The sequence below is a fragment of the Kitasatospora sp. GAS1066B genome, assembly GCF_041262605.1.
GTDB lineage: Bacteria > Actinomycetota > Actinomycetes > Streptomycetales > Streptomycetaceae > Kitasatospora.
The window spans coordinates 13,500-39,886 of record NZ_JBGCCO010000025.1 but is presented as its reverse complement, the minus strand read 5'-3'; the positions used below and the strand labels follow the sequence as shown (position 1 = coordinate 39,886).

Annotated in this window: 19 protein-coding genes; 13 read left to right on the top strand and 6 right to left on the bottom strand. The window is 72.9% G+C overall.

All coding sequences use genetic code 11. The features are described 5' to 3' along the window. Window positions 1-3: 3 nt before the first annotated feature. From ABH937_RS26060 to ABH937_RS26015, 10 genes are all read left to right on the top strand, one after another. Window positions 4-876, top strand: coding sequence for an SAF domain-containing protein (locus ABH937_RS26060; RefSeq protein ID WP_370219668.1), 873 nt, complete (start codon window positions 4-6; stop codon window positions 874-876). Beyond that, window positions 876-2,306, top strand: a complete 1,431-nt coding sequence (locus tag ABH937_RS26055; RefSeq protein ID WP_370219667.1) for a hypothetical protein — start codon at window positions 876-878, stop codon at window positions 2,304-2,306. Before ABH937_RS26060 ends, ABH937_RS26055 begins: the two co-directional genes overlap by 1 nt. Window positions 2,307-2,310: 4 nt before the next feature. After that, window positions 2,311-4,221 (top strand): ATPase, T2SS/T4P/T4SS family, encoded by a 1,911-nt coding sequence (locus ABH937_RS26050; protein WP_370219666.1) that lies wholly within the window; start codon window positions 2,311-2,313, stop codon window positions 4,219-4,221. Beyond that, window positions 4,218-5,261, top strand: a complete 1,044-nt coding sequence (locus tag ABH937_RS26045) for a type II secretion system F family protein (protein ID WP_370219665.1) — start codon at window positions 4,218-4,220, stop codon at window positions 5,259-5,261. The genes ABH937_RS26050 and ABH937_RS26045 overlap by 4 nt, the downstream gene beginning before the upstream one ends. After that, window positions 5,258-6,145, top strand: a complete 888-nt coding sequence (locus ABH937_RS26040) for a type II secretion system F family protein (protein ID WP_370219664.1) — start codon at window positions 5,258-5,260, stop codon at window positions 6,143-6,145. The genes ABH937_RS26045 and ABH937_RS26040 overlap by 4 nt, the downstream gene beginning before the upstream one ends. A 47-nt stretch (window positions 6,146-6,192) precedes the next feature. Continuing rightward, entirely contained in the window at window positions 6,193-6,462 is a 270-nt protein-coding gene (locus ABH937_RS26035) for a hypothetical protein (protein WP_280691510.1), read from the top strand. Window positions 6,463-6,479: 17 nt separating this feature from the next. Beyond that, a complete protein-coding gene (locus ABH937_RS26030) occupies window positions 6,480-6,863 on the top strand; it encodes a TadE/TadG family type IV pilus assembly protein (RefSeq protein WP_280691509.1) in 384 nt (127 codons plus the stop codon). Next, a complete protein-coding gene (locus tag ABH937_RS26025; protein WP_280691508.1) occupies window positions 6,860-7,375 on the top strand; it encodes a hypothetical protein in 516 nt (171 codons plus the stop codon). The genes ABH937_RS26030 and ABH937_RS26025 overlap by 4 nt, the downstream gene beginning before the upstream one ends. Window positions 7,376-7,438: 63 nt before the next feature. Further along, window positions 7,439-7,897, top strand: a complete 459-nt coding sequence (locus tag ABH937_RS26020; protein WP_280691507.1) for a hypothetical protein — start codon at window positions 7,439-7,441, stop codon at window positions 7,895-7,897. After that, a complete protein-coding gene (locus ABH937_RS26015; protein WP_370219663.1) occupies window positions 7,897-11,745 on the top strand; it encodes a LysM peptidoglycan-binding domain-containing protein in 3,849 nt (1,282 codons plus the stop codon). Before ABH937_RS26020 ends, ABH937_RS26015 begins: the two co-directional genes overlap by 1 nt. Window positions 11,746-11,963: 218 nt before the next feature. On the opposite strand, the gene ABH937_RS26010 is transcribed toward ABH937_RS26015, so the two are convergent. After that, window positions 11,964-13,352 (bottom strand): acyltransferase, encoded by a 1,389-nt coding sequence (locus tag ABH937_RS26010; protein WP_280691505.1) that lies wholly within the window; start codon window positions 13,350-13,352, stop codon window positions 11,964-11,966. 390 nt (window positions 13,353-13,742) lie between these two features. Further along, complete coding sequence (locus tag ABH937_RS26005) at window positions 13,743-15,755, bottom strand: putative Ig domain-containing protein (protein ID WP_370219662.1); 2,013 nt, start codon at window positions 15,753-15,755, stop codon at window positions 13,743-13,745. A gap of 204 nt (window positions 15,756-15,959) precedes the next feature. Here ABH937_RS26005 and ABH937_RS26000 point away from each other — a divergent pair, with 204 nt between their 5' ends. Then, window positions 15,960-16,523 (top strand): GNAT family N-acetyltransferase, encoded by a 564-nt coding sequence (locus tag ABH937_RS26000; protein WP_370219661.1) that lies wholly within the window; start codon window positions 15,960-15,962, stop codon window positions 16,521-16,523. A 44-nt stretch (window positions 16,524-16,567) separates the two neighbouring features. Here ABH937_RS26000 and ABH937_RS25995 read toward each other — a convergent pair whose 3' ends face one another. Both ABH937_RS25995 and ABH937_RS25990 read right to left on the bottom strand, forming a co-directional pair. Further along, the gene (locus tag ABH937_RS25995) at window positions 16,568-17,377 is read right to left on the bottom strand and encodes an AfsR/SARP family transcriptional regulator (RefSeq protein WP_280691502.1); all 810 of its coding nucleotides are present in this window, start codon (window positions 17,375-17,377) and stop codon (window positions 16,568-16,570) included. Between the two features lie 209 nt (window positions 17,378-17,586). Then, a complete protein-coding gene (locus tag ABH937_RS25990; protein ID WP_370219660.1) occupies window positions 17,587-18,573 on the bottom strand; it encodes an AEC family transporter in 987 nt (328 codons plus the stop codon). A gap of 252 nt (window positions 18,574-18,825) precedes the next feature. Here ABH937_RS25990 and ABH937_RS25985 point away from each other — a divergent pair, with 252 nt between their 5' ends. After that, entirely contained in the window at window positions 18,826-20,952 is a 2,127-nt protein-coding gene (locus ABH937_RS25985; RefSeq protein ID WP_370219659.1) for a hypothetical protein, read from the top strand. 125 nt (window positions 20,953-21,077) lie between these two features. Here ABH937_RS25985 and ABH937_RS25980 read toward each other — a convergent pair whose 3' ends face one another. Then, window positions 21,078-22,466 carry a S8 family serine peptidase gene (locus ABH937_RS25980; protein WP_370219658.1) on the bottom strand — a complete coding sequence of 463 codons (1,389 nt, stop codon included), beginning with the start codon at window positions 22,464-22,466 and terminating at the stop codon, window positions 21,078-21,080. 541 nt (window positions 22,467-23,007) lie between these two features. On the opposite strand from ABH937_RS25980, the gene ABH937_RS25975 reads away from it, so the two are divergent. Next, a complete protein-coding gene (locus tag ABH937_RS25975; RefSeq protein WP_370219657.1) occupies window positions 23,008-25,104 on the top strand; it encodes a hypothetical protein in 2,097 nt (698 codons plus the stop codon). A 330-nt stretch (window positions 25,105-25,434) separates the two neighbouring features. Here the strand turns inward: ABH937_RS25975 and ABH937_RS25970 are convergent, their stop codons facing one another. Beyond that, window positions 25,435-26,286 carry a patatin-like phospholipase family protein gene (locus ABH937_RS25970; RefSeq protein WP_370219656.1) on the bottom strand — a complete coding sequence of 284 codons (852 nt, stop codon included), beginning with the start codon at window positions 26,284-26,286 and terminating at the stop codon, window positions 25,435-25,437. Window positions 26,287-26,387 lie beyond the last annotated feature (101 nt).

Here is a 26,387-nt window from a genome sequence, read left to right as displayed (position 1 = left end):
CCGATGGAGAACCGCACCTTCTCGTCGCCGACCCTCGGCGCACCGGGAGCCGCCGGCTACGGCCAGGACCAGGCGGCCGCGACTTCCGCGCCTCCCGCGACGGTGCGTGCCGAGGCCCGGCCCGGGCCGGTCGCCCCGTCGCGTTCGCTACGGGCCCGGCGGCGTCGGCCTGCCGTGATCGCGATGGCGGCGGCGCTGGTCGCGGCCGGCGGGCTCGGCGGTGCGGTGCTCTACAACAGCACCGGACAGCGGATCGCGGTGCTGGCGCTGGCCCGGGACGTGCCGTACGGGAAAGCGCTTACCAGTGACGACCTGGTGGTGGCCCGGATCGCCAGTGACCCCGCGCTGGCACCGGTGACCGCCGCCGATCTGAGCCTGGCGGTCGGCCAGCGGGCCACCACCGACCTGCACCAGGGCTCGCTGCTGCTGGCGGCCGACCTGACCAGGGACCTGGTGGTGCAGCCCGGCATGCAAGAGGTCGGCCTGCCCGTGCACACGTCCCAACTGCCGGCCGAGGGCGTCCAGGTGGGGCAGCAGATCGTCATCGTGCTGATCGGCGGCGACCAGCCCACGACCGGCTCCGGTGGGGCCTCAGCGGGCCCCGTGACGATGAACGCGGTGGTCGCCCAGCTCGGCAAGGCCGGTGGCGACGGCAGCCAGGTGATCGACGTCGCGGTGCCGCCCAGCCAGGCGCCGACCCTGGCGACCTGGGCGGCGGCCGGCAGGTACCAGGTGATCCTGGCGCCGAAGACCGGCGCGTCGGGCGCGCCGTCCGGTTCGTCGGCGTCGTCTGGTTCGTCGGCGTCGTCCGGTTCGTCCACCTCGCCGACCGGGAGTCCGGTGCCCGCCGGTTCGCGCGCCGCAGGGAGCGCCTGATGGCCGTGATCGCGGTGACCGGCGGCCTGGGCGCCCCCGGTGCCACCACCTCGGCGCTGGCCCTGCTGCTCGCCTGGCCGCTGGCGGCAGGCCGCAAGATGCTGCTGGCCGAGTGTGACCCGGACGGCGGCGCCGTGCTGGCCGGTGCCCTGGAGGGCCGGGTCGAGGCGGTCTACGGGCTGCGCAACCTGGCGGTCGCCGACCGGCGCGGGCTGCTCGCGCAGAGCCTCTGGGACCAGCTGATCGACATCTCGCCGGACGGGGAGGGCAGCCGGCTGCTGCTGCCGGGGCTGACCGATCCCGCCCAGGCCGCCGGGCTCGCCTACACCTGGGAACCGCTGGTCGAGGAACTCCACGCGCTCGACTCGCAGGGGTACGACGTGCTGCTCGACCTCGGCCGCTCGGGCGCGTTCGGCGCCGGCGCGGTGCTGGCCCGGCGGGCCGACGCGGTGGTCGCCACCGTCCGCACCACGCTGCGCGGTCTCAGTGCGGCCCGCCCGCGACTGGCCGCGCTGCGCGAGGACTTGGAGAGCGCGGGTACCGGTGGCGACGCACTCGGGCTGCTGTTGATCGCCGAGGGTCCGTATCCGGCGGCCGACGTCACGCGTCAACTCGACCTGCCGGTCCTCGGCGTGCTCCCGTACGCGGTCCGCACCGCCCGGGTCCTCTCGGACGGTGGGGACAGTACCGATCGACGGTTCATCAGGTCGGAGCTGATGCGCACCGCGCGGACGGCGGCGGACCGGATCCAGGGTCTGGTCGAGCAGCGCCGGGCGCGGTTGAGCCGGCTGGTGCCGCCGATCGCTGATGAACCATCAGAGGTGTTTGTCGGTGCGGTCGGTGCGGTCGGTGATGGCGGCGTGCCGATGCCGGCGGCCGGCGCCGGTTGGGGGGTGGCGCCGGAGCGGCAGTCGCCCGACTACGCGGGTGCGGCGATGACCTCGATCGACCAGGGGGACGGTTACCGGCAGCCGTACGCGCCGCCGTCCGGAGAGGTCTTCGTGCCGCCGGAGTACCAGCAGCCGTACCAGCCTGCGGCGGTCGCGCCGGTGGCGCCGGCCCCGGTGTGGTCGGCCCCGGTGCCGCCGGCGCCTGCGCAGCCCGGGCACATGCCACCGGCGTATGCGGCGCCGCCGTACCCGGAGCCGGCGCGTCTGGAACCGACGTACCCGGCGCTGCCGTTCCCCGAACCGACGTACCCGGCGCCGGCGTTCCCCGAACCGGCGCCCGGTGGTCAGGCGTTCGCGTCGCCGGTGGGGCAGGTCTACGTGCCATCGGCCGGTCCGGTGCAGGTGGTGCCCGGGCCGGTGCCGCCAGGGCAGTCGTATCCGCCGCTGGCCGGGATAGCGCCGCACCCGGCGGCCCCCGAGCCGTTCCCGGGCCCGACCGAGGAAGCCGAGACTCAGGGGGAGGTCCTCCGTGCGCGGTAGCCCCATGCGTGACCGATCCACAGCCCCGGCTGATCCGGCCGAGTTCCAGCAACAGCAACAGCCGGCGCCGCCGTCGGCGCCGCAACGTGACTCGGGGGTCGGGCCGTTCGCGCCCGGCGGCCCGTTCCCGGCGGCCGCCGGCGCGGTTGCGGGTGTGGCGGCGGACAGCTTCGCGGCGCAGGAGGCCGCCCCGGGCTGGGTGCGCCGGGCCGCGACCTTCGGCGGTCCCGGGCCGACCCCGGTGGTCCAGGTGGCGCCGAGCGCGGGGGCGGCCACCGCCACCGGCGTGCCGCTGCGCCTCGCTCCCGGCCCGGTGCCGCAGGGCGCCGGCGTGCCAAGGCCGGCGGCTCCCACGGCCGGCCACCTCGCCGCCGGGCAGCCTTGGTCGGCCATGCCTCCCATGCCCCCCACGCCCACCGCCACGCCGCCCCCCACTCCCACGCCGCCCCCCAGCCCGACACCAACCCCCACCGCGTCCCCGGCGGGTCTCCCCGCGCTCCCCGTCCCCGAGCAGTGGGGCCCGGGCACCGCACCCGCCGTTGATCCCCGGGTGGCCCGTGAACTGAAGCGGCAGGTGGCGAACGAACTCCACCATCAGCTTTCGAAGTTGACGGGTGGTCAGGGATCGGACGTCGATCGCGCGACCCGCCGGCAGCGTGGGCGGGCACTGATCGAGGAGGCCGTGGCCCGCTGGTCCGACAACCACGCGCAGCTGCACGGCGTGCCCCCGACCCGGGAGCAGGACCGGGCGCTCGCCGAGGCCGTCTTCGACCTGCTCTTCCGGGCCGGGCGGCTGCAGCCCTACCTGGACGACCCGGAGATCGAGAACATCCTGATCAACGGCTGCGACGACGTCTGGGTCTCCCGGGTGCACCAACCGCTGCGCAAGGTCCCCCCGGTGGCCGACAGCGACGCCGAACTGGTCGAGCTGCTGCAGGACTTGGCTCGTCAGCACGGCGGCGGCGAGCGAACCCTGAGCACCGCCAACCCCACCCTGGCGCTGCGCCTGGAGGGTGGAATGCGCTTGCAGGCGCTGACCGAGGTGACCCCACGCCCGTACGTCGCGATCCGGCGGCACCGGGTCGCGTCGGCCACCCTCGCCGACATGGTGAACCTCGGCACCGTGGACTCGACCATCGCCGCCTTCCTGGCCTCGGCGATCCGGGCCCGGAAGAACGTGATGATCACCGGTACCCAGGGGGTCGGCAAGACCAGCCTGCTGCGCGCGATGGCGGCCGAGATCCCGCCGGACGAGCGGATCGGCACCCTGGAGTCGGAGTTCGAGCTCTGGCTGCACACCCTGGGCCACCTGCGCCAGGTGGTCCCGATGGAGGCGCGCGAGGGCAACGGCGAGCGGGTCGACGGCAAGCTTGCCGGCGAGTTGACGATCGGTGAACTCATCCCGGCCGCACTGCGGATGACGCTTTCCCGGATCATCGTCGGCGAGGTCCGCTCCGGCGAGGTGGTGCCGATGCTGCGGGTGATGACCAACGGCGAGGGCGGGTCGATGTGCACGTTGCACGCCCGCGGTCCGCACATGGTGGTGGACCGGATCGCCGAACTCTGCCTGGAGTACGGCGCGCACATGACCGACAGCCTCGCCTACCGGCTGACGGCCAACGCACTCGACCTGATCGTGCACGTCTCGATGGTCGACGAGACCCCGGTGGGCGGCCGTCGGCACCGCTTCGTGTCCCATGTGCTGGAGGTCACCGGGCTCGGCGAGCAGGGCCGGCCCGCGCTGAACACCGTCTTCGGCCCGCGCCCCGACCTGGGCGAGCCGCGCGCCGTTCCGCACACGCCGCCGAACTGCCTGGACGACCTGCGCCGGGCCGGGTTCGACGCGGGGCTGCTGCAGTCCGCGTACGGGAGTTGGAGCGCGCCGCTGCCGCTGCGGATCGGAGGCTTGCGATGATGCTGCTGTACGCGCTGTGCGGCGTGCTGCTGGTCGGTGGCCTGCTCGCCCTGGTGGCCGGTCTGGCCGGTGCGGGGGGCAGGACCGAGCGGGCCGAGCCGAGTCCGCTGGCCACCCGCGCCCACGTCTTCTGGTACGGCGCGCCGGGAGTGCCCGCGCCCGGCGTCGTGCGGCTGCGCCGGATCCAGCTCGCGCTCTCGCTCGTCGCCGGGCCGCTGACCTGGCTGTTCAGCCGGATTGCGGTGACCGTCGTGCTGGTCCCGCTGGTGATCTTCGGGTTGCCCTGGCTCTTCGCGGTCACCCGCTCCGACACCCGGCACATCGTCCGGCTGGAAGCGCTTGCCGACTGGACCCAGCGGCTCTCCGACGTGCTGCTCCTGGGCACCGGCCTCAACCAGGCGCTGGTCACGAGCAGGCGCACCGCGCCCGCCGCGCTGAAGGACGAGGTGGAGGACCTGGTCGCCCGGCTGCAGTCCCGGTGGAATGCCGAGGACGCGCTGCGCGCCTTCGCCGACAGCCTGGCCGACGCCACCGCGGACAAGGTGCTGGCCGCCCTGCTGCTGCGGGCCGGCGACAGCGGGCCCGGGTTGAGCCGGGCGCTGGCCGACATGGCCGAGTCGGTGCGTGACGAGGTCCGCCAGCGGCGGGCGATCGAGGCCGACCGGGCCAAGCACCGGACCACCATCCGCTGGCTGGTCACGATCATCTTCCTGGTGATCGTGGTCGGTTCGTTCAACGACCGGTACACCGCGCCGTACGGCACGCTCCAGGGGCAGTTGGTGCTGGCGGCACTGGCCGCGCTGTTCGTCGCGGTGATCGCCTGGATGCGGTCGCTGGCCGCCCACAAGCCGCTGTCGCGCCTGCTGGAGGCGGACCGCCGCAGCCGGGTCGGCAGGCTGCCCGAGCCCGCCGACCCGGCCGAGGACGCGCCCGCCGCGCCCGCTGCCGGTGCCCGCGGTGGTGCTGGCGGTGGTGCTGGCGGTGGTGCTGGCGGCGGTCGTGGCGGTGCCGAGCCGTCCCTGTCGAAGGAGCCGCGATGATCTCCCCCTGGGCCGTGCTCGCCGGGTGCGTGGCGGCCGCCGGGATCGCCCTGCTGATCGCCGAACTGCGGCCTGCCCCACCGGACCTGGGGCAGGCGCTGGAGCGGCTGCACCGGGCCCCGGTGGAGCAGCGGGACGGCGAGGCGCCGCTGGACGGGACCTGGTACGACCGGCTCGGCAACCGTTCGCTCGCGCTGGCCGGCTCCCGAGTGCCGCTGCAGTCGCTGGCGTTGATCGGCCGTACCCCGGCGCGGTTCATGGCGCACAAGCTGCTCTTCGCGCTGATCGGCCTGGTGCTGCCCGGCTACCTCTCGGCGATGGCGCAACTCACCGGCCTCGCCATGCCGGTGGCACTGCCCGCACTGCTCGGCGTGGCGCTCGCGGCCGGCGGCTGGGTGCTTCCCGACGCGATCGTGCAGAGCGAGGCCAAGGAGGCCCGCACCGAGTACCTGCACGGGATCGCCGCGTACCTCGAACTCGTGGCGCTGGAACGGGCGGCCGACCACGGCCCGGCCGAGGCGATGCGGCGGGCGGCGGCGGTCGGTCGGGGCACGGTGTTCCGCCGGCTGCGCGACGCCCTGGAACGCGCCGCCACGGACCGGTTGCCGCCGTGGGACGGCCTGGACGCGCTCGCCGCCGAACTCGGCCTGACCGCCCTACAGGACGTGGCCGACATCATGCGGCTCTCCGGGACCGACGGCGCCGCCGTGTACGACACCCTGCGGGCCCGCGCCAAGGGTCTGCGCGACGAACTCCTCTCCGCCGAACTGGCCGAGGCCGGCTCCACCAGCGAGCAGATGGTGGCGCCGGGCGCGGCGCTCACCCTGCTGATGACCGTCCTGATCGTCTATCCCGCGCTCTACCAGATGCTCCATGTGTTCTGAATGCCCGTCCGGCCCACCGGACTTCCGTCCCCCGAGGAGACCGAACCATGAAGACCCTGCGGACCCTGACACAGCTGTTCCTGCTGCCACTGCTACTGCCCCTGCAACTCGGGGCGATGGTGCTGCGGGTCCACGCCGGCCGCGCCCGGTCGGCCCGGGCCGCGGGCGACCGTGGCGCGCTGAGCATCGAGATGGCACTGATCGTGATCGTCGTGGTGGCGATCGCCGGCGCGATCCTGGCCGCGGTCACCAGCTTCAGCAACACGGTGAAGAGCACCGTCCCGAGCACCCTGCCGAAGAACATCACGCCCAACTGACGGGGTGGCGACGGTGGGTGGACGACCGCGCTGACCGTGGGGTCCTCACCTTGAGCTTCGCGCTCGTCTTCCCGCTGATCGTGCTGCTGGTGCTGCTCGTGGTCCAGGTCGCGCTGCTCTGGTACTCGGAGAGCGTGGCCTTGGCCGCGGCGCGCGAAGGGGCGGACGCGGGGCGCGCGTACGGCGGCACGGACCAGGCCGCCGGCGACCGGGCAAGCGCTTTCCTGGCACCGTTCAACGGGGTTCTCGGGACGCCGACCGTGGGAGTCCGGCGGCCTGCGGGCAGCAACACGATCGTGGTGAAGGTGGAGTTCACGCCGTTGTTCGTGCTGCCTTGGCTGGACGGCCTGAAGGTCGACCAGCAGGTGCAGGAACCGATCGAACGGTATGTCGGACCATGAGCGAGCACGAGGAGCGGGCGATCGAGGTCAGCGGGCGGGCGGGCAGCGCGGGCGAGGTCGGCGAGCGTGCGGCTATCGAGCGTGCGGGCACCGAACGGGGCAGTCTCGCGATCGAGGCGGCGATCCTGATCCCGGCCATCGCGGCGCTCTTCAGCCTGGTGGTGATCATCGGTCAGCTGGAGACGGCCTCCGGCAGCGTGCAGGAGGCCGCCAGGGTCGGCGCGCGCACCGTGACCCTGAACTACGTGGCGAGCGAGTCCGACAAGCAGCTGAACCAGGTGGCCGGCACGGCGGTTGCGCAGTCACTCGCACAGAGCGGCGTCAGCTGCCACAGGTTGACGGTCCAGGCCGGCAGAACTTCGCTGCAGACCGGGAACATACCGCTGCAGATGGTCCGGGTCGACATCAAGTGCACGGTTCAGGTGAATGATCTGTTCGTGACCGGGGTACCGGGCGAGATGGAGTTTGACCAGTCGTTCACATCGGCCATCGACTACTACCGACCGCAGTGATCCGGTGGCCGCCTGTGATCCGGTGACCGAGCGCGTGCACACATCAGGCCCTGGGGAGGGGACGTGAGGGTCCATCGGGGGGGTCGCGACCGCGGCACCATCTCGATCTTCGTGGCGCTCAGCGCCAGCGTGATGATGCTCTTCATGGGCATCGTGCTGGACTGCGGCGGCCGCCTGAACGCCTTGGAACGGGCCGATGCGCTGGCCGAGGAGGCGGCCCGGGTCGGTGGCCAGCAGATCGACCAGGGCGCGCTGCTCGGCGGCCAGGGGCTGCTGATCGACACGAACGCCGCCCGCCAGGCCGCGAACGCCTATCTGCGGCAGACCTACGGAGGCGGGCTGACCGCGGACTGGCCGGACCCCGGCCACCCGCCACCAGCCGATGCGACCAGCGTCACCTTCGTGATCAACACCACGTACCACACCGCGCTGCTCGGGCTCTTCAACACACCCACCCTGCCCGTCCAGGGCATCGGCACCGCCACTCCGGTGACCGGCAACCAGAAAGCGGGAGGCGCCTGATGGCCGCGCCACGAGCCAAGGTCCGTACCCGCCCGGAGAGTTCTTCCACCGCGGGGCGCCCCAAGAGCGGGCCGGCTGCCGCTCGGGCCCGAACGGCGGCCCGCCCGCCGGGGCGCCGGCGCAACCCGCTGCGCTCGCTGCCGGCCGCCTTCGGTGCGCTGCTGGTGCTGGCCGGCCTGCTGGTCGGCGTGCCCGCGCTGCTGCTCTACGGCACCCGTGCGGTGGCCGCGATGGGCGGGGTGGGCCACGACGGCATCTGGCAAGCGCTTTCCAGTCCGGACAACGGGCAGCTCTTCCTCTGGGCGCTGGTCGGCATCGGCTGGCTCGGGTGGGGCTGCTTCGCGCTCTCCGTGCTGCTGGAGATCCCGGCCCAGCTGCGCGGCCGGGTGGCCCGGCGGATCCCGGCCTTCGGCTGGAGCCAGCGGATGGCGGCCGGCCTGGTCGGCGCGGTGATCGCGCTGCTGCCGGTGGCCGGCGCCTCCTTCGCCGCCGCCGCGCCGGGGCAGATCGCCGCGGCCGCCGCGCCCGCGCAGCTCACGGCCGCACCGCGGTACGCCGCTCTGACCGCTGCACCGGCCGCCGCGCCGACCCTCGCGCTGCCGGCCGCCGACCCGCAACCGCAGGCCCAGCACCCCGGCTACACCGTGCGGGACAGCCGGCCGGCCGACAGCCTCTGGTCGATCGCCGAGCGCCAACTCGGCTCGGGGGAGCGCTGGCAGGAGATCGCCAAGCTCAACGCCGGGCGGGTGATGGACAGTTCCGGTGAGCGCTTCGACGCCGACCGGCCGATCCAGCCGGGGTGGCAGCTGCTGATGCCGTCGGACGCCAAGCCGGACGGCTCCGGCACGCCTTCGGCGCAAGCGGCGCAGTCGGCTTCGGCGCCGGCGGCCGGCGGCCCGCAGGGGCAGGGGGCGCACGACGCCACCACGACCGTCCGCTCGGGTGACACCCTCTCCGCCATCGCGCAACGGGAGTTGGGGAGTTCGGACGACTGGCAGCAGCTGTTCGACGCCAACAAGGGAGTGCGGGCACCGGACGGGGAGAAGCTGACCGATCCGAACGTGGTCGTGCCGGGGATGGTGTTGACCGTCCCGGGCGCTCCGGCCGCAGCGGCTGCCCAGCCGGCGGCCGCTGCGCCGACCCCTGCTCCTGCTCCTGCCCCGGCCGCAGCGCCGCAGTCAGCGCCCGCGGCGCCCGCCACGCCGGCTCCCACGCAGTCCGCGCCCGCGCCCGCGGCATCCGCGCCGGCCGCGTCGGCGCCGTCCGCGCACCCCACCACCCAGCCGGTCGCGCGCCCCTCCACCGGCCCGTCCGCCGATGCGGCCCCACACCCGAGCGCTGCCGCCCCCGGCCCGGGCGCTCACGAGGGGGCGGGTGGCAGCGTGCAGGAAAGCGCTCACCAGGCCAAGGCCTCCATGGAGGAGCCGGCCGGCGACTACACCGCCGCGCTCGCCGCCGCAGGCATCGGGGTGCTGCTCGCCGCCGTGCTGATCGGATCGGTCGCCCACCGGCGTGGCGCACAGCAGCGAGCCCGCCGCCCCCGGCACCGGATCCCGATGCCCACGCTGCCCGCCGCCACCTTCGAGGCGGAACTGCGGGTCAGGCAGAACAGCACCGGGCTCGACCTGCTGAACCGCTCGCTGCGCACCCTGGCCCGCAACGTCAGCCGCACCGGAAAGCGCTTGCCCGCGCTCGCGGCTGTCCGGGTCACCACCGGTGGCACGGTCGAGTTGCACCTGGCCGCCCCCGCCGTCCCGATCGCGCCGTTCCGCGCCGCGCACGCGCCCAACGTGTGGTGGTGCTCGGCCGACTCCACCGCTCTGCTCTCCGTCCAGCAGGCCGCCAAGGTGCCCGCCCCCTACCCGGCGCTGGTCACCCTCGGCACGGCCACCGACGGCGCCGCCGTGCTGGCCGACCTGGAGACGGTCCGGCTGCTCCACCTGGCCGGCCACCCGGACGACGCGCGCGGGGTGCTGCGCACCATCGCCCTGGAGCTGGCGCACAGTCCGCTGGCCGACAAGCTCAGCCTGCACCTGGTCGGTTTCGCCGACGACCTGCCGGTCTCCGACACCGTCGCCGACCGGGTGCACCGCTACCCGACCCTGGAGACCGCGCTCGCCGCCCTCGAACCCCGGATCGCCAAGGCCCGCACCTCACTGGTCGAGGTCGGCGCGGCCCATCCGCGCGACGCCCGCAGCCGGGGCCACGCCGGCGACGCCTGGGTGCCCGAGATCGTGCTCTCCGCGCAGCCGCCCACCGGGGACGTTCCGGCAGAACTCGGCCGACTGCTCGACGGCAGGCCGCGCACCTGCCTGGCCGTGATCGCCCGCGCCCCGGAACGCGGCGCCGGCCCGGTGGCCCGTTGGACACTGCCGAGCACCGGCCCCGCCACCCTGCCGGGCCTGCACCTGGCCTTCCAGTTGCAGCGGTTGACCGACGAACAGTTCGGCCACTGGGGCGAGCTGGTGAGCACCGCCGAGTCCACCGAGCAACACCCCGCGCCCTCCTGGACCTTCGAGGGCGAGGAGTTGGAGCCGGCCGATCTGCCCAAGCCGGTACCGGTGCTGGCCGGTGTCGGCGCGGGCACCGCCGCGTTCGTCGGCGATGCGCTGCCCGACGGACCGCCGGAGGACGGGCCGCGCCTGATCAGCCGGTTGATCGGAACCGGAAGCAGCCCGTTCGCGACCGTCAACCCGGCTGCCGCGCCGACCGGTTCGGCCCGCCACAGCATCAACAGCCGCGGTTTGCAGGCGATCAGCGGTCAGCCGGTGCCACCCCGGCCCGTCATCACGCCGGTTGAGCCCGCGGTCCCTGAGTCCCGCACAGTCTCCGAACCCCCCGCAGCCCCCGAACCCCCCGCAGCCCCCGAACCCCCCGCAGCCCCCGAGCCCGCCCCCATCCACGACGCCGCCCCCGAGCCGTCGCCCGTACTGCCCGACCCGCGCGTCCCGTTCCGCCCCGAGCCGGTCCAGGCCGACCCGACCCCGACGGCCGCCGCCCCTGACTCCGCCACCCCAGCCGCCGGTACCCCGATCCCGGGCCCCGCGGTGGTCCGCACCGACGCCGACGACCTGCTCGCGATCCTCCGCTCCCCGGAGGCGCACGCGATCCGCACCACCCCCCGGGTGCGGCTGCTCGGCCCGGTCGACGTGCTCGGCGCGTGCGGCCCGACCGACCCGGCCACCGTGCCCGGCCTGACCGAACTCGCCGCCTACCTGGCGCTGCACCCCGGCTCCGACCCCGCCGCAGCCGACCGCGCCCTGCACCCGGGCGATCACGCGCGCCCGGACCAGGCACTGCCCGCCACCTTCGCCGCGCTGGCCGACTGGATCGGCAGCGACCCGGACGGCCGCGCCTTCCTGCGCCAGGACGCCGACGACAGCTGCACCTTCGCCCCGACCGTCACCTGCGACTGGGACGAGTTCCGCAGCCTCTACCGCCGCGGCATGCGCAGCACCAGCACCACCGCCGACGCCGCCCTGGCCCACGCCCTCGCGCTGGTCCGCGGCGCCCCGTTCGCCGAGACCCCGGACAGCGGCTACACCTGGGCCGAGGCATCCCGCCAGGACATGCTCGCCGCCATCGTCGACACCGCCCACGAACTCGCCGCCCGCCGCCTGCAGTACGGCGACCACCGCAGCGCCGAGGCCGCCGTGTTCCGCGGCCTCGCCGTCGCCCCGGACGTCGAACTCCTGCACCGCGACCTCTTCTACGCCTACGCCTCGGCCGGCGCCCGCGACCAACTCCTCAAGGCCGTCAACCGCTTGGACGCCCTGAGCCGCCGCACCGGCCGCAGCCTCGCCCCCGACACGGTCGCCCTGTTGCGCGACCTGCTCTCCAGCCCCTGAGCGGCTGCGGTTCGCAGGTTCAGCGTTGCGGTGCGCAACGTCGGAGGATGCTGCGCGATGCATGCGCAGATCCGGGATCGGCTGCGCGCTGACTCCAGGCTGTAACCGTCAGTCACGAGACCTTCCCGAGCTTCCGCCGGGGGGACTGCAGAGGGCTCGGCACCGTCCAGGCAGGACGGTACCGAGCCCAAGAAAACTCGATGTCTGCGGCCAGCGGCTCAGCCGCTGTGTGAACCCGCCTCGGCGGGGACCTTCGGCTCGGTCGCAGGCACCGCGGCAGGTGTGCCCGGGGTTGACAGCGCGGGCGCGGGCACGGGCGGCGCGGGTGGTGCCGGCAGGACCCGTTCGAGCGTCTTCAGCACCTTCCGGCCGAGCTTCTGGCACGGCAGCTCCACCAGCCGGTACATCAGGTAGGCGGCCGCCAGCGTCACTGCCAGGAACGTGGCCGTCCAGAGCACCTTGGCGCCCACCGCGGTGGGCCGTGGCGGGATGCCGAACATCGGGCCGAGCGTGTGCAGCAGGTGGACGTGCAGCAGGTACACCGAGAAGCTCACCGCGCCGAGCCAGGTCAGCACCTTCGGGAAGCGCCGCTTGCGCAGCGCCATAGCGCCGAGGAAGGTCGCCCAGGCCCCGGTGTAGGAGCCGCACCAGGCGATCCAGCCGGCGTTCCAGGTCTGGTTCTCCATGCCGTTGCGGTTGTACATCCAACCGATGGCCACGCCGGAGACCACCACGAAGCCGCAGACCAGCCAGGCCTGCGTCTTGTCGAGCTGCCCGTGCTCGGCCCGGTAGATCACCGTGCCGGCGAACATCGTGGCGAAGATCAGCAGGGTCTCGAAGATGGGCGCTCGACCGTTGGTGAACAGCAGCACGGCGGCCAGGGCACCGACCAGCAGGCCGCCGATCCGGGTCAGTGCCGGGTTGCCGCTGAGCATGCAGACGAAGCCCATCAGCACGATCAGCGCGGCCGCCAGCACCAGGTGCCGGGTGGAGTTGAGGTCATGGGCGAAGAGGTCGGAGGTGAGCGTGCCGCCGAACACCAGGCCCACTGCGGCGAAGCCCACCGCGAACAGGCTGCTGCGCTTGTGCCAGCCCAGCGTGAACAGGCCGGTGACCAGGAAGTAGAAGGTCATCTCGTAGGTCAGGGTCCAGGTCACGCCCATGCCGTTCACCACGTTGAGCATGTCCTGGAGCATGGTGGCGTTGGCCGTCAGCGAGATCACGTTGTGACCGGTCCGGAACAGCGCGACAGCGCCGTCCCCCTTGGGCAGGATCATGATGGCCACCACGTAGGTGCCGATCAGTGCCGGGTAGATCCGAAAGATGCGCCCCACCCAGAACGCCCGCACGTCACCCCGGCGCTCCAGTGAGGCCGGGATGATGTACCCGCTGACCAGGAAGAACATCATCACCCCGTACAGGCCGAGGTCGAAGTGCGCCCACACCGCCCCGCCGAACGGCAGTAGTTCGAGGATGCCGAAGTGATACAGCGCCACCACCAGCGCGGCGAGGCCGCGCAAAGCATCCAGCCAACCCAATCGAGACCCTGCGGTCGAGGTGCGCTCGCCACCGCGCTTGGCGGGCGACCGCCGTCGTATACCCTTCACCGCAGGAACATTAGTCCATAGCCGGTGTCCCCTTGTCCCGGCGGCCGCGCGCTGGGTCGGCTGACGCGGAGGGTGTTGCGGTTCAGCTCCTGGGGCAGAACCCCGAGCGGCGGGCTTCTGGGCGGCAGCGCCGCCTCGCCTGCGCTGTCCAGTCCATCGAGCGAGACGGCGACCGCCTGGTTCGGGAGCCCAGGTCGGACGGTGGCCCGCAGGTCCGCGGATGTCGCCCGGCTCCGGCCCGTGAACCGGGTCACCAACGTCTTCGGCGAGGCGCGCAGGTCTTCGTGCCCATGGCTGGAAGCGTGCGCCGGTCGACGACAGGGCTCCCGCCTCGCTTCGACGGCGAGGCGGGAGCCCGGGAGCCCGGGAGTCAACCGAGCTGACGATGTGTCAGCTGACGTTGAACGCCGTGTCGTCGAGGACGAACGAGGTCTGGTACTCGTTGTCCTCGGTTCCGGTGAACTTCAGCGTGACGGTCTGACCGGCGTAGGCCGACAGGTCGAAGGTGTGCTGGGCGTAACCGGTGAGGTGGTCCAGGTTCGAGTAGGTGTGCAGGGTGCCGAGCACGGTGCCGGAGCTGCTCAGCACCTGGACGTTGAGGGTGTCGTACGCGGTGGTGGTGCTGGTCTCGGCCGTGTCCACGTGCAGCCAGAAGCTCAGCTGGTAGCTGGAGCAGCCGCTCGGGACGGCGACGGTCTGGGCGAGGGTGTCGGTGTGCGTGGTGCCGTAACCGTCCAGCCAGGCATCCCAACTACCGCTGTGTGCCGGCTCGCTGCTGTCGTTGCTGACCGTGCCGGTGGAGGTGGTCCACGGGGCGGCGGTGCCGGTCTCGAAGCCCGGGTTGCCGAGCAGCTGGGCCGGGGTGCAGCCGCCGCCCGAGCTGGGGTCGACGGTCCAGCTGAAGGTGGTGGAGCCGCTGGCGTTGGTGGTGTCCGTGGCGGTCAGCGTCACGCTGGAGGTGCCGGCGGTGGTGGGGGTGCCGGTGATCTGGCCGGTGGTGGAGTTGATCGAGAGGCCGGCCGGGAGTCCGGTGGCGCTGTAGGTGAGGGTCTGGCCGGAGGCGGAGTCGCCGGCGGCGATCTGCAGGCTTGCGCCGGAGCCGACCGTGCTGGTCTGGGTGCCCGGGTTGGTCACGGTCACGGTGTTCCCGGCGACCGCGTCGACGGTCCAGCTGAAGGTGGTGGAGCCGGAGGGGCCGGTCGAGTCGGTCGCCGTTACGGTCACGTTCGAGGTGCCCGAGGCGGTCGGGGTGCCGGAGATCAGCCCGGTCGAGGAGTCGATCGACAGCCCGGCCGGCAGCCCGGTGGCCGCGTAGGAGAGGGTGCCGCCGGTGGTGTCGGTCGCCGAGACCTGCACGCTGGCGGCGCCACCGACGGTGCCGGTCTGGTTGCCCGGGTTGGCCACGGTCATGCCGGCGCTGCTGGTCTGGTTGAAGTCGGCGGTGATCGTCGACTCCAGGCCGCCGACCACGCCCGGGTCGCTGACGATCAGGCCCAACTCGCGGTTGTGGTTCAGCGAGTTGTCGGAGAAGTTCTCCGAGCCGGCGAACGCCTTGGCGGTCGAGGTGCCGTAGTCGGCGACGATCGCCTTGGCGTGGACGTAGAACCCGGTCGAGCTGGTGTAAGTGGTCACCTTGCCGCCCGCGGCGGTGATCTGGTTGAGCTGCGAGGTGTAGCTGTTGTTCTCGTTCTCGGCCACCACCCGGACGGTGACGCCGCGCTGCTGGTCCGCGACGATCGCGTTGATCAGGGCGGTGTCGCCGAACTCCTCCTCCTGGACGTCCAGGGAGTGTTGGGCCCCGTTGATCAGGCTCAGCAACTGGGTCTGCGAGTCGGTCGGCGACCAGACCAGGTCGTCGCCGTCGCCGGGGGTGATCGAGGTCTTCGCGTAGTCCGCGGCGAAGACCTTCTCGATCGCGCTGACGTCGTTGGCGTCGGTGTCGAAGACTCCGTAGTCGCGCGAGGTGGCGTAGTACGTGGTGTCGAAGTTGCCGGTGCTGATGTAGGACTTGGCGCCGTCGACGGTGATGGTCTTCTGGTGCGTGTAGACGTAGGCGGAGGACGAGTAGGTGACCCCCACGCCGCCTGCGGACAGCGCGCTGTAGGCGGCGCCGTCGATGGAGGAGTGCTGGGAGTCCAGGATGACGCGGACGGCGACGCCCGCCTTCTCCTTGGCCACCAGGTCGTTGACCAGGGTGGTGTCGCGCAGCTCGTAGATCGTCACATCGATCGACTTCGTCGCGGAGTTGACGAAGTTGTAGATCGCGCTTTCACCCTGGTCCGGCAGGATCACCAGGGAGTAGGTCCCGGTCGCGGCGTGCGCGGCGGTCACGGGCGCCAGCATGCCGGCGGCGGCGGTGGCCCCGGCGGCGAGGCTGATCAAGGCGCGACGCGTGAGTCTCATTCAAGTCTCCGTGGGGGGTAGACGGGGAGATGTGACGCGCGTAGCTCCGACGTGCAACGCGCGTAGCTCTCCAAGTAAGGCACGGCGTCGATGACGCGTGAAGTCCGCGCACATGACAAGTGGCTTAACAGTCGGACGACAGCTGCCATCCCGTGCCGATAATCGGTACGCAGCGAAGTGTGCCCTGCGGATGAGGAGTTGAATGTGCGGTTGCGTGATGTCGAACTCGCTGACCTGCCAGCCTACTTGAGGATGCGCTGTGACCCGGTGATGATGGCCGGGCTCGGCGGGCCACTACCGGCTGACGGTATGCCGGACAAGGTCGGACGGGATGTGGAGCGGGTTCTGGCGGATGATCAGTGGATCAAGATGATCGTGCTGGGCGGCGGCCACATGGGCGGCGGCGGCCACGGCGGCCACGGGGGCGATGGCGGCGGAGGTGGGGACGGCGCCGCGACGGGTGTGGTCGCGGGCACCGTGACGCTGTGGACGCATGAGTATGAGGCGGCCGGTGCACCCTACTCGGAGATCGGCTGGATGGTACTGCCGGAGTTCCAGGGGCAGGGGCTCGCCAAGTGTGCGGTCCGCGAACTGCTGCGCTTGGCCCGTGCGGACGGCCGTTGGGGGCTGGTAAGCGCTTTCCCCGCCACCACCAACGCCGCGTCGAACGGCATCTGCCGCTCACTCGGTTTCACCTTCCAGGGTGAGCGGCGCACGGAGTTCGCGGGACGCTCGCTGTCGACCAATCACTGGACGATCGCGACCTGAGGCGCCGCCGGACCGCCGGACCGCCGCACCAGCGGACCGGCGGCCTACCCGACCAGCGTGCGCGGCTGGCGCAGGACGGCGCGGACCGTGCGCTGGGCGGGCACCCGGCCGGTGACGGGGCGGTCGGCGCGCAGGATCCGGCGGTGCAGCTCGCGCAGTTCGGGGCCGGGGTGGACACCGAGTTGTTCGTCGAGCAGCTGCTGGACCCGGCCGTAGGCGGAAAGCGCTTCCGCCTGGCGGCCCTCGCGGGTGAGGGCGGTCATCAGCTGGGCCCAGAACCGCTCGCGCCCGGGGTGGGCGGCGGTCAGCGCCTGCAGTTCGGGGACCACCGAGTGGCGCTCGAGCTGGAGTTCCGCCTCCACCCGGGCCTCGACGGCGTGGAGCCGTTCGTCGGCCAGCCGACCGGCCTCCTCGCGGTGCAGCGCGTCCGAGGGGACGTCGAGCAAGGCCTCGCCGCGCCAGACGTCCAGGGCGGCGTCGAGCAGGCCGAGGGCGCGTTCGTACTCGCGGGCGCGCAGTGCGGCGGCACCCCTGGTCCGCAGCTCGGTGAAGCGATGGACGTCGAACTCCTCGGGGTCCACGGCGAGCCGGTAGCCGCCGGCGCAGGTCTCGAGCCGGCCACCGGCCGGCCCCAGGCAGCGCCGCAGCCGCAGCACCGCGTTCTGCAGCGCGGCCGTCGCGCCACGCGGCGGGCAACCGTCCCAGAGCCGCTCGGCCAGCAGCGGCGGCGAGCAGACCTGGCCCCGCCGGAGCAGCAGGGTCGCCAGCAGCACCCGCTGCTTGGGCGCCGGCACGCCGTGCGGCTGGCCGGCGTCGTCCCGCACCAGCAGTGGCCCCAGGATCCCGAACTCCATCGGTACGCCCTCTCCAGACGGTTGACATCGGGTGACATCAACCGTTCTAGTCGGGTGCGCGGTTGTCCACGACCCTTGGCGCCGCCGGTCAATCAACTTCGGACAATAGGCCGCCGACCAGGCCTGATGGCTCGCCGGGGCCATTCGGTCCGAACGAGGGATCGGCTCGTCCGAGTCGGTTCCGCTGAGTCGGTTCCGCTGAGCCGGCGCTAGTGAGAGGTCGGAGCCAGGGTCCAGTCGATCGCGGAGAGGGTGATCATCGACAGCAGCGTCGACCAGAGCACCGAATCGCGCGGCAGCGCGGTGTTCAGCCCGTACTGGCGGGCGTAGATGAAGACGTTCTGCGCGGTCGGCAGCGCCGAGCAGATCACCACGGCGAGTAGCTGGTGCGCGGTCAGGTGCAGCAGCAGGCTGCCCACGGCGAAGGCGACCAGGGGCTGGATCAGGTTCTTGGCGACCACGGCGAGGCCGACTTCCGCCCGCAGCGTGTTTCCCTCGGTGGACGGGCGGCCGTGCAGCGACATGCCGAGGGTGATCAGCGCGGTCGGCACGCCGGCGTTGCCGAGCAACTGGCAGGACTGGCCGAGTGCTGCGGGCGGGTGCCAGCCGACGGCCGAGCAGAGTGCGCCGAGCGCCGAGGCCAGGATGATCGGGTTGCGCAGTGGCAGCCGCAGCATTCGTCCGACTCGTGCGGACCGAGTGGCGCGGGCAGCACTGCCATCTGCCCCGCCGCCCGCCCCGCCATCCGTCCCGGCGTCGAGCAGGCCGAGGATCACCGGCGTTACCAGGAGTACCTGGAAGAGCAGCACCGGGCCGACGAACGACGCGTCGCCGAGTACCTGGACCGCGACCGGGATTCCCAGGTTGGCCGAGTTGACGTAGCCGGCCGCCATCCCGCTGATCGCCCGGTCGGCGGGGGCGCGTCCGAACAGCCAGCGTGCGCCGGCCCAGCCGAGCAACGAGGCCACCAGCGTGCCGGTGGCGAAGGCGAGCATCGAGGCGTTGGCGAAGGTCCCGAGCGGTGCCTTGGCGAGCATGGTGAAGAGCGCGGCGGGCATCGCGACGTGGAAGACGAAGCGGCCGAGGACCAGCTCGGCCTGCTCACCCAGCAGGCCGGTGCGGCTGACCAGGTAGCCGACGGCGGTCAGCGCCCAGATCGGGACGAAGGCGGCCAGCAGGGGTTGGAGCGCGTGCATGGGTCCTCGAGGGTGCGTCAAGTCCCGTCGTCGCGGGGGCCGGTGGGTGAGGGTGGAGCGCGTCGGGCCGGACACAGTCAACCAGGCACTCGGAACCGCGCGTTCCGCGCCCCCCGTTTCGGCCGGGGTCGGTGCCCCGGCCTGGAACGGGAGGTCGGACACCCCGTAAGGTGGCGCGGAAGGGGGAGCGGTGGAGCCAGCCGTGACCTGCGGACGAGACGCCCACGGTGGCGGGCGGGGTGGTGACCGGCTTTGGCGGACAGTGCATCGATCTCCGGGGGTGCGGTGCCGCCGCCGGACGCTCCGCTGGACCCTCGGCAGAGCCCCCACGACGCGAACACCGGGTACGACGCGGAACGGACGACGCCGCTCCCGGCGCCGGAGGTCCAGGACGCGGCCCCCGGGTGGTTGCCCCACGGACCGGCGGACGAGCTGGTCGAGACCCGGGTGCTGCCGGTGATCGAGGACGCGAGTCCGGAGGCGCACCGCCAAGCGCGAGGCGGCAGTGAGGGTACGGCGGTGCTGCGCGCGGTGATGCCGAGTGCGGCGACGGCGGTGCTCCGTGCGGTGCCCGCGCCTTCCCATGCCGCTGAGCCTTCCCCTGCCGCGGCGCCGTCCCACGCGTCTGTGCCCGCGCCCGAGGCCGAGGTCGCTGACGCGGCGTCGACCGGGGCGCCGTCGGAGCCCCCGGTCTCCACCGGGTGGACCGTCACCGTCCCGCTCCCGCCGCTCGCCGCGACCCTGCCGCTCCCGTCGCCCGACGCGCTCGCGTCGCTGGCTGGCACGTCCGACAGGCCCGACACGTCCGTGCCCGCGTCCGCAGCCGTGGGCGCCACCGTCGGCGGTGGGCTGCGCGGCCGGATCCTCGCGGTCGAGGGTGGCTACGGCAGCGGCGGCCGCCGTCCCTGGGCGCGCGGTGGCTCGGGGCAGCCGCAGGTGCTCTCCGCGATGCTCGCCGCCGTCGCCCCGCAGACCCTGCTCGCGGCCGAGGCGGTCGACGCGGTGCACCTGCCGGCGGCCAGCGACCCGCAGACCGTCCTCGCCCACCTGCGCGCCGCCGCCCGGCATCCGGGGCCGCTGCTGGTCCACCTCGGCGGCCAGCTGGTGGCCGACAAGCGCGGTGGCGGGCTGCACCTGACGCTGCGTGAGTCCAAGGCCGCGACGATCCGCCAGGAGGGCGTGGCGTGGTCGGCGATCGTCGGCGAGCTGCGCACCCGGCCCGCCGACTGGGACACCCTGGTGATCGCCGACCTCAGCGCCGACCCGGGCGCCTGGCCGCTGCTTCAGGGCGGCGGCGGACCGGCGCTGCTCACCGAGGCGATCCCGCTCTGGGCGGTGATCGGACCGGACGTGGAGCAGATCGGCACCTTCACCAGAGCGCTGATCGAGGCGTTGCACGGCGGCCGCCCGGGCGCCGGGCCGCTGCTGACGCCGGAGCAGCTGCGCGGGCAGGTGCATTCGGTGCTCCGTCCGAACGCGCTGATCTTCGGCTCCTACGGTCCGGAGCGCCCGGTGTTCCGCAACACGGCGCGCCAGCAGGCCGCGCCGGGGGTGCAGGCTCAGGCGCTCGCCGCCGGGTCGGGTGCCCCGAGCGTGGCGACGGCTGTGACCGCCGCGACAGCCGCGACAGCGGCGACGGTTCCGCTGCCCCGGCCGGCGGCGGACCGTGGGCCGGTGTCGCTGCTGAAGCCGGGCGTGCCGCCGACGGTCCGGCCCAGCCGTCCGGTCTCGCTGCTGAAGGCAGCGGCGGTCGCGGAGTCGCCGGCGGACACGCCACCGCCGGTGGACGCCCCATCGCCGGTCGACGTGCCGCCCGCCGGTGCGGCGCCCCTCGACCCGCCCGCCGCAGCACCTGTCGACCCGCCCGGGGACGTTCCCACCGACACGCCCACCGACACGCCTGCCGCCCCGCCCACCGACACGCCTGCCGCGCCCCCCGAGGACTACCGCGAGGCGCTCGGCCGGATCGTCAGCACCGCCGACGCGGGCGCGCACGACTCCGCCGCCGAACTCGCCCTCGCCCTCGAGGAGCAGGTGGTGGCCGTCCACGGTGCCATCGCTCCACCGGTGCTGATGGTTCGTCAAGTACGCGCCCATGTGGCCAGATTGGCGGGTGACCCGGTGCTGGCGGCCGAGCTCTACCGCCAAGTGGCCCTGGTGCTGCTGGCGGTGGAGGGGCCGGAGGATCCGGAAGTGCATCGGGTGGCGACCAATGCCGAGGCGTGCTGGCGGGCCATCGCGGACCCGCGCCGGGCGTTGCAGGTCGGCGCCCTCATCCTGGAACTGCGCGCCCAACTGCCGGGCGAGGACGGCCGCAAGCTCCGCTCGGCCGAGCGCTATCTGGCGAAGCTGACCGGCGCCGCCGAGCAGGCCGGGTAGGGCCGGGCAGCCGAGTAGGGCCGGGCAGGCCGGGTAGGCAGTCGCCCGAACCCCCTGGGCAGACAGCACGAACGGGGCACCCGCCGCACAGCGGCGAGTGCCCCGACCGGGCAAGCGGTCCTAGGTCAGCGACCCGCGATCGCGTGCACGAAGGTGTAGCCGTCGATCGTCCCGAGGCCCGCCGCCATGTTGTAGCCCGGCGTCGCCTGGTAACCCGCGACGTTGTTCCAGCCGTTGTCGCCCTTGGTCACGCTGTTGATGCCGCTCCACTGGGAGGGGAGCATCGACAGGCCGTAGAGCCGCCAGTTGATCTGGCCGAGGCGGTGGCCCGCGGCCTGGTCGGCGAGCGCGACGACGCCGGAGAAGAGCGGCGAGGCCTCGCTGGTGCCGCCGGTCAGGTGCCAGCCGACAGCGGTCGGGTCGTACGAGTCGTACGTCCAGGCCGCGCCGTCCACCGCCGCGCTCATGCTGATGTCGGGCGTGCCGCGGTGGTCGCCCACCACGTTCGCCACGCCGGTCTGGTACCACGGGCGGTCGAAGACGGCGGACTCGCCGCCGCCGCCGGCGCCGTACGCGTCGTGCCAGACCTGGTCGGGCGCGGTGCGGTTGCCGTTGTTGTCCAGGGTCAGCTGGGTGCCGCCGACCGAGGTGACCAGCGGGTCGGAGGACGGCCAGGAGTTCACCTTGTACGGGTACAGGGTGTTGTTGTTGTCCGAGTCCGTCACACCGTTGTCGCCGGAGGAGGCGAGCACCGTGACGTTGTGCGCGGCCGCGGCCTTGAACGCGTACCGCAGGTCGGTGAGCGAGGAGTAGTCGCCCTTGTCGAAGCCCGGGAAGGTGTTCTCGGTGGCCCCGAAGCTCTGCGTGATGACGTCGCCCTTGCCCTGCTTGATCAGCGACTGCTCGGCGGACATCATCTCGGGCAGGCCGCTGGTGCCCTCGTTCTCCGAGACCGCGGTCTCGACCAGCACGATGTGGGCGTCGGGCGCGATCGAGTGCGCGTACTCGACGTCGAGGGTGGTCTCACCGGCCCAGCTGACCTGGTCCGCGTTCTTCGGGTCGAAGGTCGGGACGTTGCCCCACTTGACGACCTCGACGTTGGTGTCCTGGATGCCCCACTGCTTGTCGAAGGTCTCCAGGTCGTGCTGGATCGTCGGCGAACCGAAGGAGTCCACGATGACGATGGTCCGGCCCTTGCCGGTGATGCCCTGCTGGTACAGCGGGTTGAGGTTGTACGCGGCGCGGTACTGCAGCGGGGAGTAGCAGTGGATGCCGATCTGCGCCACGCAGTCGCTGGTGCTGATCGGTGCCGTCCGCGCGGTCGCGTCGATGTGCCCCTCGGAGGCGGGGTGCAGCTTGAACGCGGCCGGGACCGGGGCGCCGGCCGCGAAGGCCGCGGTGCTCTGCGCGGTGACCGTGCCCGCGGTCAGGGCGGTCGCCCCGACGGCAAGGAAGGCCAGGGCACGAGCGGTCGCGGAGCGTCGGGGGCCCGCGGTGGCGGGGGAGGTTCCCATGGAACTCCTTCGAATGGGGGAGGGTCGTGCCGAAACCATGTCGGCCCGGATATCCCATCGTGTGGAGAGCCGATGGATCTATAGTCATTTCGGACTCTTGACATGCCCTGAGAACATGCCGAAAAAATCCGTGCGAGTGTTCGCAATGGACCGAACGGCCCAGGTCGGCGGCGCTCTCCGCGAGTCCTCGTAGGCCTTCGCGGGGCCTTCCCGGGTCCCAGCGGGGTCTTCGTGGGGTCCGCGTCGGTCTTCGTGGTCCGGTCGGGGTCGCCCGACGGACCGTCAAGTGCCGGTCAAGGAAAGTCCACTTGGTGCAACCGGACGCCGCTGACCGGACGTGACGGCGGTCTCTCCGGTGTGTCGGGACCATCGCGGGGGCGAACGGCGGACCCTCGGGGAACGGTCGGTGAACTCTCGTTCGATCCGCTCCCACCGGTCGGCGCCGGTGTGCAGGATCTCGGCTGACCCGTGCAACTCCCCGCACGGTCGCATCGGCCCGCGCCGTCTTCCCCCGCGCGGGCGCTATCGGGAGGAAGACTTCATGCCACGTCGCCGTATCGCGACCACCGCCGCGCTCGCGGTCACCACGATCGCCGCGCTCACCGCCACCGCCGGCCCCGCACTGGCCGACGCCGACGGCAACACCTTCGACGCCCAGGGCGTCCCGGGCTGGGGCGGGCACCACCACCGGCACGGCTCGCTGACCTACAGCGTCGGCACGCCGGTGGTCGACAAGGTCAAGGGCGGTCCGTGGACGCTCGGCCAGGGCGACCTGACCCTCGGCGCGTCCTACGGCAACAGCCTGCCGGTCTACGCCGGTGGGGGCAGCGGCAACGTCACGGTGGGCGGGGTGACGTACCCGAACCTGGCCCTCGACCCGGCCGGCTCCGGCAGCGTGCCGGCGGCCAGCGGCGTCACCGGCACGCCCGGTCCGCTCGACGGCTACTGCTCCAGCGGTGGCGCCACGCCCGAGACCGGCAGCGTGGTGCGCCAGCCCAAGGGCAGCGTGCTGCCGATGCAGCCGTACTACTTCCCCTTCGTCACCAGCCAGGACGGCGGCGACACGCTCTCCGGGCTCTTCGACTACCGCCCCAAGGACGGTGACGAGGCGGTGGTCGCGGCCACCTCCACGGACCACGGCAAGACCTGGAAGTACGCGGGCCAGGCGCTGGAGCAGAACGCCGGCCTGTGCCCGAACGGCAACACCAACGACGACGGCCAGGGCCACGCCTTCGTGCTGAACGTGCCGAACTACGCCGGCACCGGCCACCACGGCCAGGTGCTGTACACGCTCTCCCGTCCCTCGGGCGACACGCTCGGCACCAACCTGATCGTCCATCACCTCACGCCCGAGGGCGGCGACCCGCTGGCCGGCCTGCCGGCCGCCGAGCCGGTCGGCATGGGCGGCAGCACCGCGGCGACCGCCGGCGTGAGCGTGCCGGCCGGCCCCGGCGGCGCGGGCGTCACCATCACCGTGGGCAGCACCGCCGCGTTCGAGCAGCCGGGCCACTTCACGGTCGACGGCGTCACGGTGGACTGCAACGACGCCAGCGCCACGGCCAGCGCTTTCACCGGCTGCACCACCCGCACCCCGGGCGGCGTGACCATCAAGGCCGGCGACCCCGTCACCGCCGACCGCGTGATCCCCGCCACCGCCCAGCAGACCAGCGGCCTGATCGCGCCCGACGGCATCATCAGCACGGTCCCGAGCTACCCGGGCGCGCCCAAGGGCAGCGTCGCGGTGCTCTACACCGAGAAGATCGTCAACTACTTCACGCCGACCACCACCACGGCCGCCGTCACCCTGCCGGCCGCCACCCTCCCGGTGGCCGACAGCTCCGCGCTGAAGCCGGCCGCCGGTGCCTCGGTCACCGTCAGCCTGGGCACCGCCGCCGGGATCGTCCAGGTCACCTGCACCGGTGCCGACGCCGCCCAACTGACCGGCTGCACCGGCGGAACCGGGACGGTCGCCAAGGGCAGCGACGTGGCAGCGCCCGGCGCGGCCGTCGCCCCGTACGCGCAGCTGGCGAAGATCGGTGAGGGCAAGAACAAGCCCAAGTCGCTGTTCGGCAACAACGAGGACTACACCGTGGTGCGCGCCGCCTACACCACCGACGGGCTGCACTTCACGGACCTCGGCCAGGTGAACGGCCTGGCCGACCCGACCAGCAACAGCGACTCCGTGCTGCGCTGGATCGGCTCGCGCGGCACCGTGATCACCAACCCCGACGGCAGCTACGGCCTCTTCCTCTCCGGCGCCTACGCCGCGGACGGCGACAGCGACGCGTTCAACCAGATCTTCTACTCCTCCTCCAGGGACGGGAAGACCTGGTCGGCCCCGCAGAAGCTGATCTCCACCGACTACAGCTTCTCGGCCCTCACCCAGCAGGCGGCCACCGGCGGCGCGCTCGGTGTCTCGGGCTACTACAGCGGCCGGGTCTACGACCCGACCGTGGTGCAGAACGACAACGGCAGCCTCACCATGCTCTTCGCCGGCTACTCGACCCCCAAGCCGCTGCCCGGCACCGGCAGCGTCTACGGAACCGACCTGGCGGCCCAGTTCACCGTCCCGGCCGTGCAGCCGGCCGAGTACCGCACCATTCTGAGCGTCACTCTGAAGCCGCACTGGACCAACTGACGGTGAGTAAGCCACAATGAACCACATCGGGTAACGGCCAAACAGGTGTGAATCCCAGGTGGTCTGCGTGCCGGAGTCTCCGGTTCGTGTAGCGGCTGCCGTGCTGCTGGGCGCGGCTGCGTTCGCCGTTCTGGGATCTGTGGCGCACCTCGCGGACGCCGCACCCGAGGAAAGGTGCGCGACGGCGCGGCGTCAGCCGCTGCCGTCGCCGCGCCGTCCACCGTCACCAAGGGCCCGAAGGGCTGAGCCAGTTGCCCCCGGCCCGCCATGAACCGATCCGCCCCGCCCGGCGCCCTGATCCCGGACGGGGCGGATCCATGTCCGGCCCCCTCAGCTCCAGAGTGCGCGCACCGTCTCGGCCAGCTGCCGTCCCTGAGCCAGGCCCGCGTGGGCGGCCGGGGTGCGGGAGGCGGGATCCAGCGGGTCGGTGCCGAAGGCGGCCAGGGATGCCTCGTCCGGGGTGATCACCTCGACCCGGCCGGAGCGCTCCAGCAGCGCCACCTCGTCGGCCAGGGCCGGGTCGGCCATCGGGGCGAGCACCAGCACCCGCTGGTAACCGGCCGCCAGGTCGGCGTTGTTGGAGGAACGGACACCGCCGTCCATGTACCGCGAGCCGTCGATGGTGACCGGCGGCCAGATCCCCGGTACCGCGCAGCTGGCGGCGACCGCGTCCACCAGGCCGACCCCGCTGGCCTGGTCGAACAGTCGGGGCTCGCAGTCGCGGGTGTCGACCGCGACCAGCGTGATGCTCCGCTGCGGCCACGTGTGCACCGGCAGCCGGTTCTCGATCACCCGGCGTCGCGCCGTGGGTGTCACCGTCCGCGCCGTCAGCGCCAACTCGGCTGCCCGCCTGCGCCGTTCGGCAGGGTCGGTGACCTCCTCCAGCAGCTTGCCCCAGAACGCGAACAGTTCGGCCGTCGTCATCCCGGTCGGCGTCAACTCGGCGTTCTGCAGCTCAGGTTCGGCCTGGCGCCGGAACAGCTCCGGCAGCGGCAGCCCACTGCCCAGCTGCCCGGCCACCGCCGACCCGGCCGAGGTCCCGACGATGTGGTCCGCCCCCGTGACGTCCGCCCCTGCCGCCGCGAGCCCGGCCAACACCCCGGTCTCCCAGGCGATCCCGGCCAGTCCGCCGCCGCCCAGGACCAGTGCTCGCTGCTTCGACTCCGGCTGTCCGGTCGACATGTCGATCCCCTTACCCGGCCCACCATGGGCCTCGCGGATCACAGCATCGCAGCCCGCTCGGACAATTGGAGGTCAGGCGTTGGACGCCCGGTCGGCTGACG

Excerpts from the sequence above, each read along its gene's own strand:
- ABH937_RS26060 (WP_370219668.1), top strand. The coding sequence starts at position 4 with ATGGAGAACCGCACCTTCTCGTCGCCGACCCTCGGCGCACCGGGAGCC.
- ABH937_RS26055 (WP_370219667.1), top strand. The coding sequence starts at position 876 with ATGGCCGTGATCGCGGTGACCGGCGGCCTGGGCGCCCCCGGTGCCACC.
- ABH937_RS26050 (WP_370219666.1), top strand. The coding sequence starts at position 2,311 with ATGCGTGACCGATCCACAGCCCCGGCTGATCCGGCCGAGTTCCAGCAA.
- ABH937_RS26045 (WP_370219665.1), top strand. The coding sequence starts at position 4,218 with ATGATGCTGCTGTACGCGCTGTGCGGCGTGCTGCTGGTCGGTGGCCTG.
- ABH937_RS26040 (WP_370219664.1), top strand. The coding sequence starts at position 5,258 with ATGATCTCCCCCTGGGCCGTGCTCGCCGGGTGCGTGGCGGCCGCCGGG.
- ABH937_RS26035 (WP_280691510.1), top strand. The coding sequence starts at position 6,193 with ATGAAGACCCTGCGGACCCTGACACAGCTGTTCCTGCTGCCACTGCTA.
- ABH937_RS26025 (WP_280691508.1), top strand. The coding sequence starts at position 6,860 with ATGAGCGAGCACGAGGAGCGGGCGATCGAGGTCAGCGGGCGGGCGGGC.
- ABH937_RS26015 (WP_370219663.1), top strand. The coding sequence starts at position 7,897 with ATGGCCGCGCCACGAGCCAAGGTCCGTACCCGCCCGGAGAGTTCTTCC.
- ABH937_RS26005 (WP_370219662.1), bottom strand. The coding sequence starts at position 15,755 with ATGAGACTCACGCGTCGCGCCTTGATCAGCCTCGCCGCCGGGGCCACC.
- ABH937_RS25995 (WP_280691502.1), bottom strand. The coding sequence starts at position 17,377 with ATGGAGTTCGGGATCCTGGGGCCACTGCTGGTGCGGGACGACGCCGGC.
- ABH937_RS25990 (WP_370219660.1), bottom strand. The coding sequence starts at position 18,573 with ATGCACGCGCTCCAACCCCTGCTGGCCGCCTTCGTCCCGATCTGGGCG.
- ABH937_RS25980 (WP_370219658.1), bottom strand. The coding sequence starts at position 22,466 with ATGGGAACCTCCCCCGCCACCGCGGGCCCCCGACGCTCCGCGACCGCT.
- ABH937_RS25975 (WP_370219657.1), top strand. The coding sequence starts at position 23,008 with ATGCCACGTCGCCGTATCGCGACCACCGCCGCGCTCGCGGTCACCACG.
- ABH937_RS25970 (WP_370219656.1), bottom strand. The coding sequence starts at position 26,286 with ATGTCGACCGGACAGCCGGAGTCGAAGCAGCGAGCACTGGTCCTGGGC.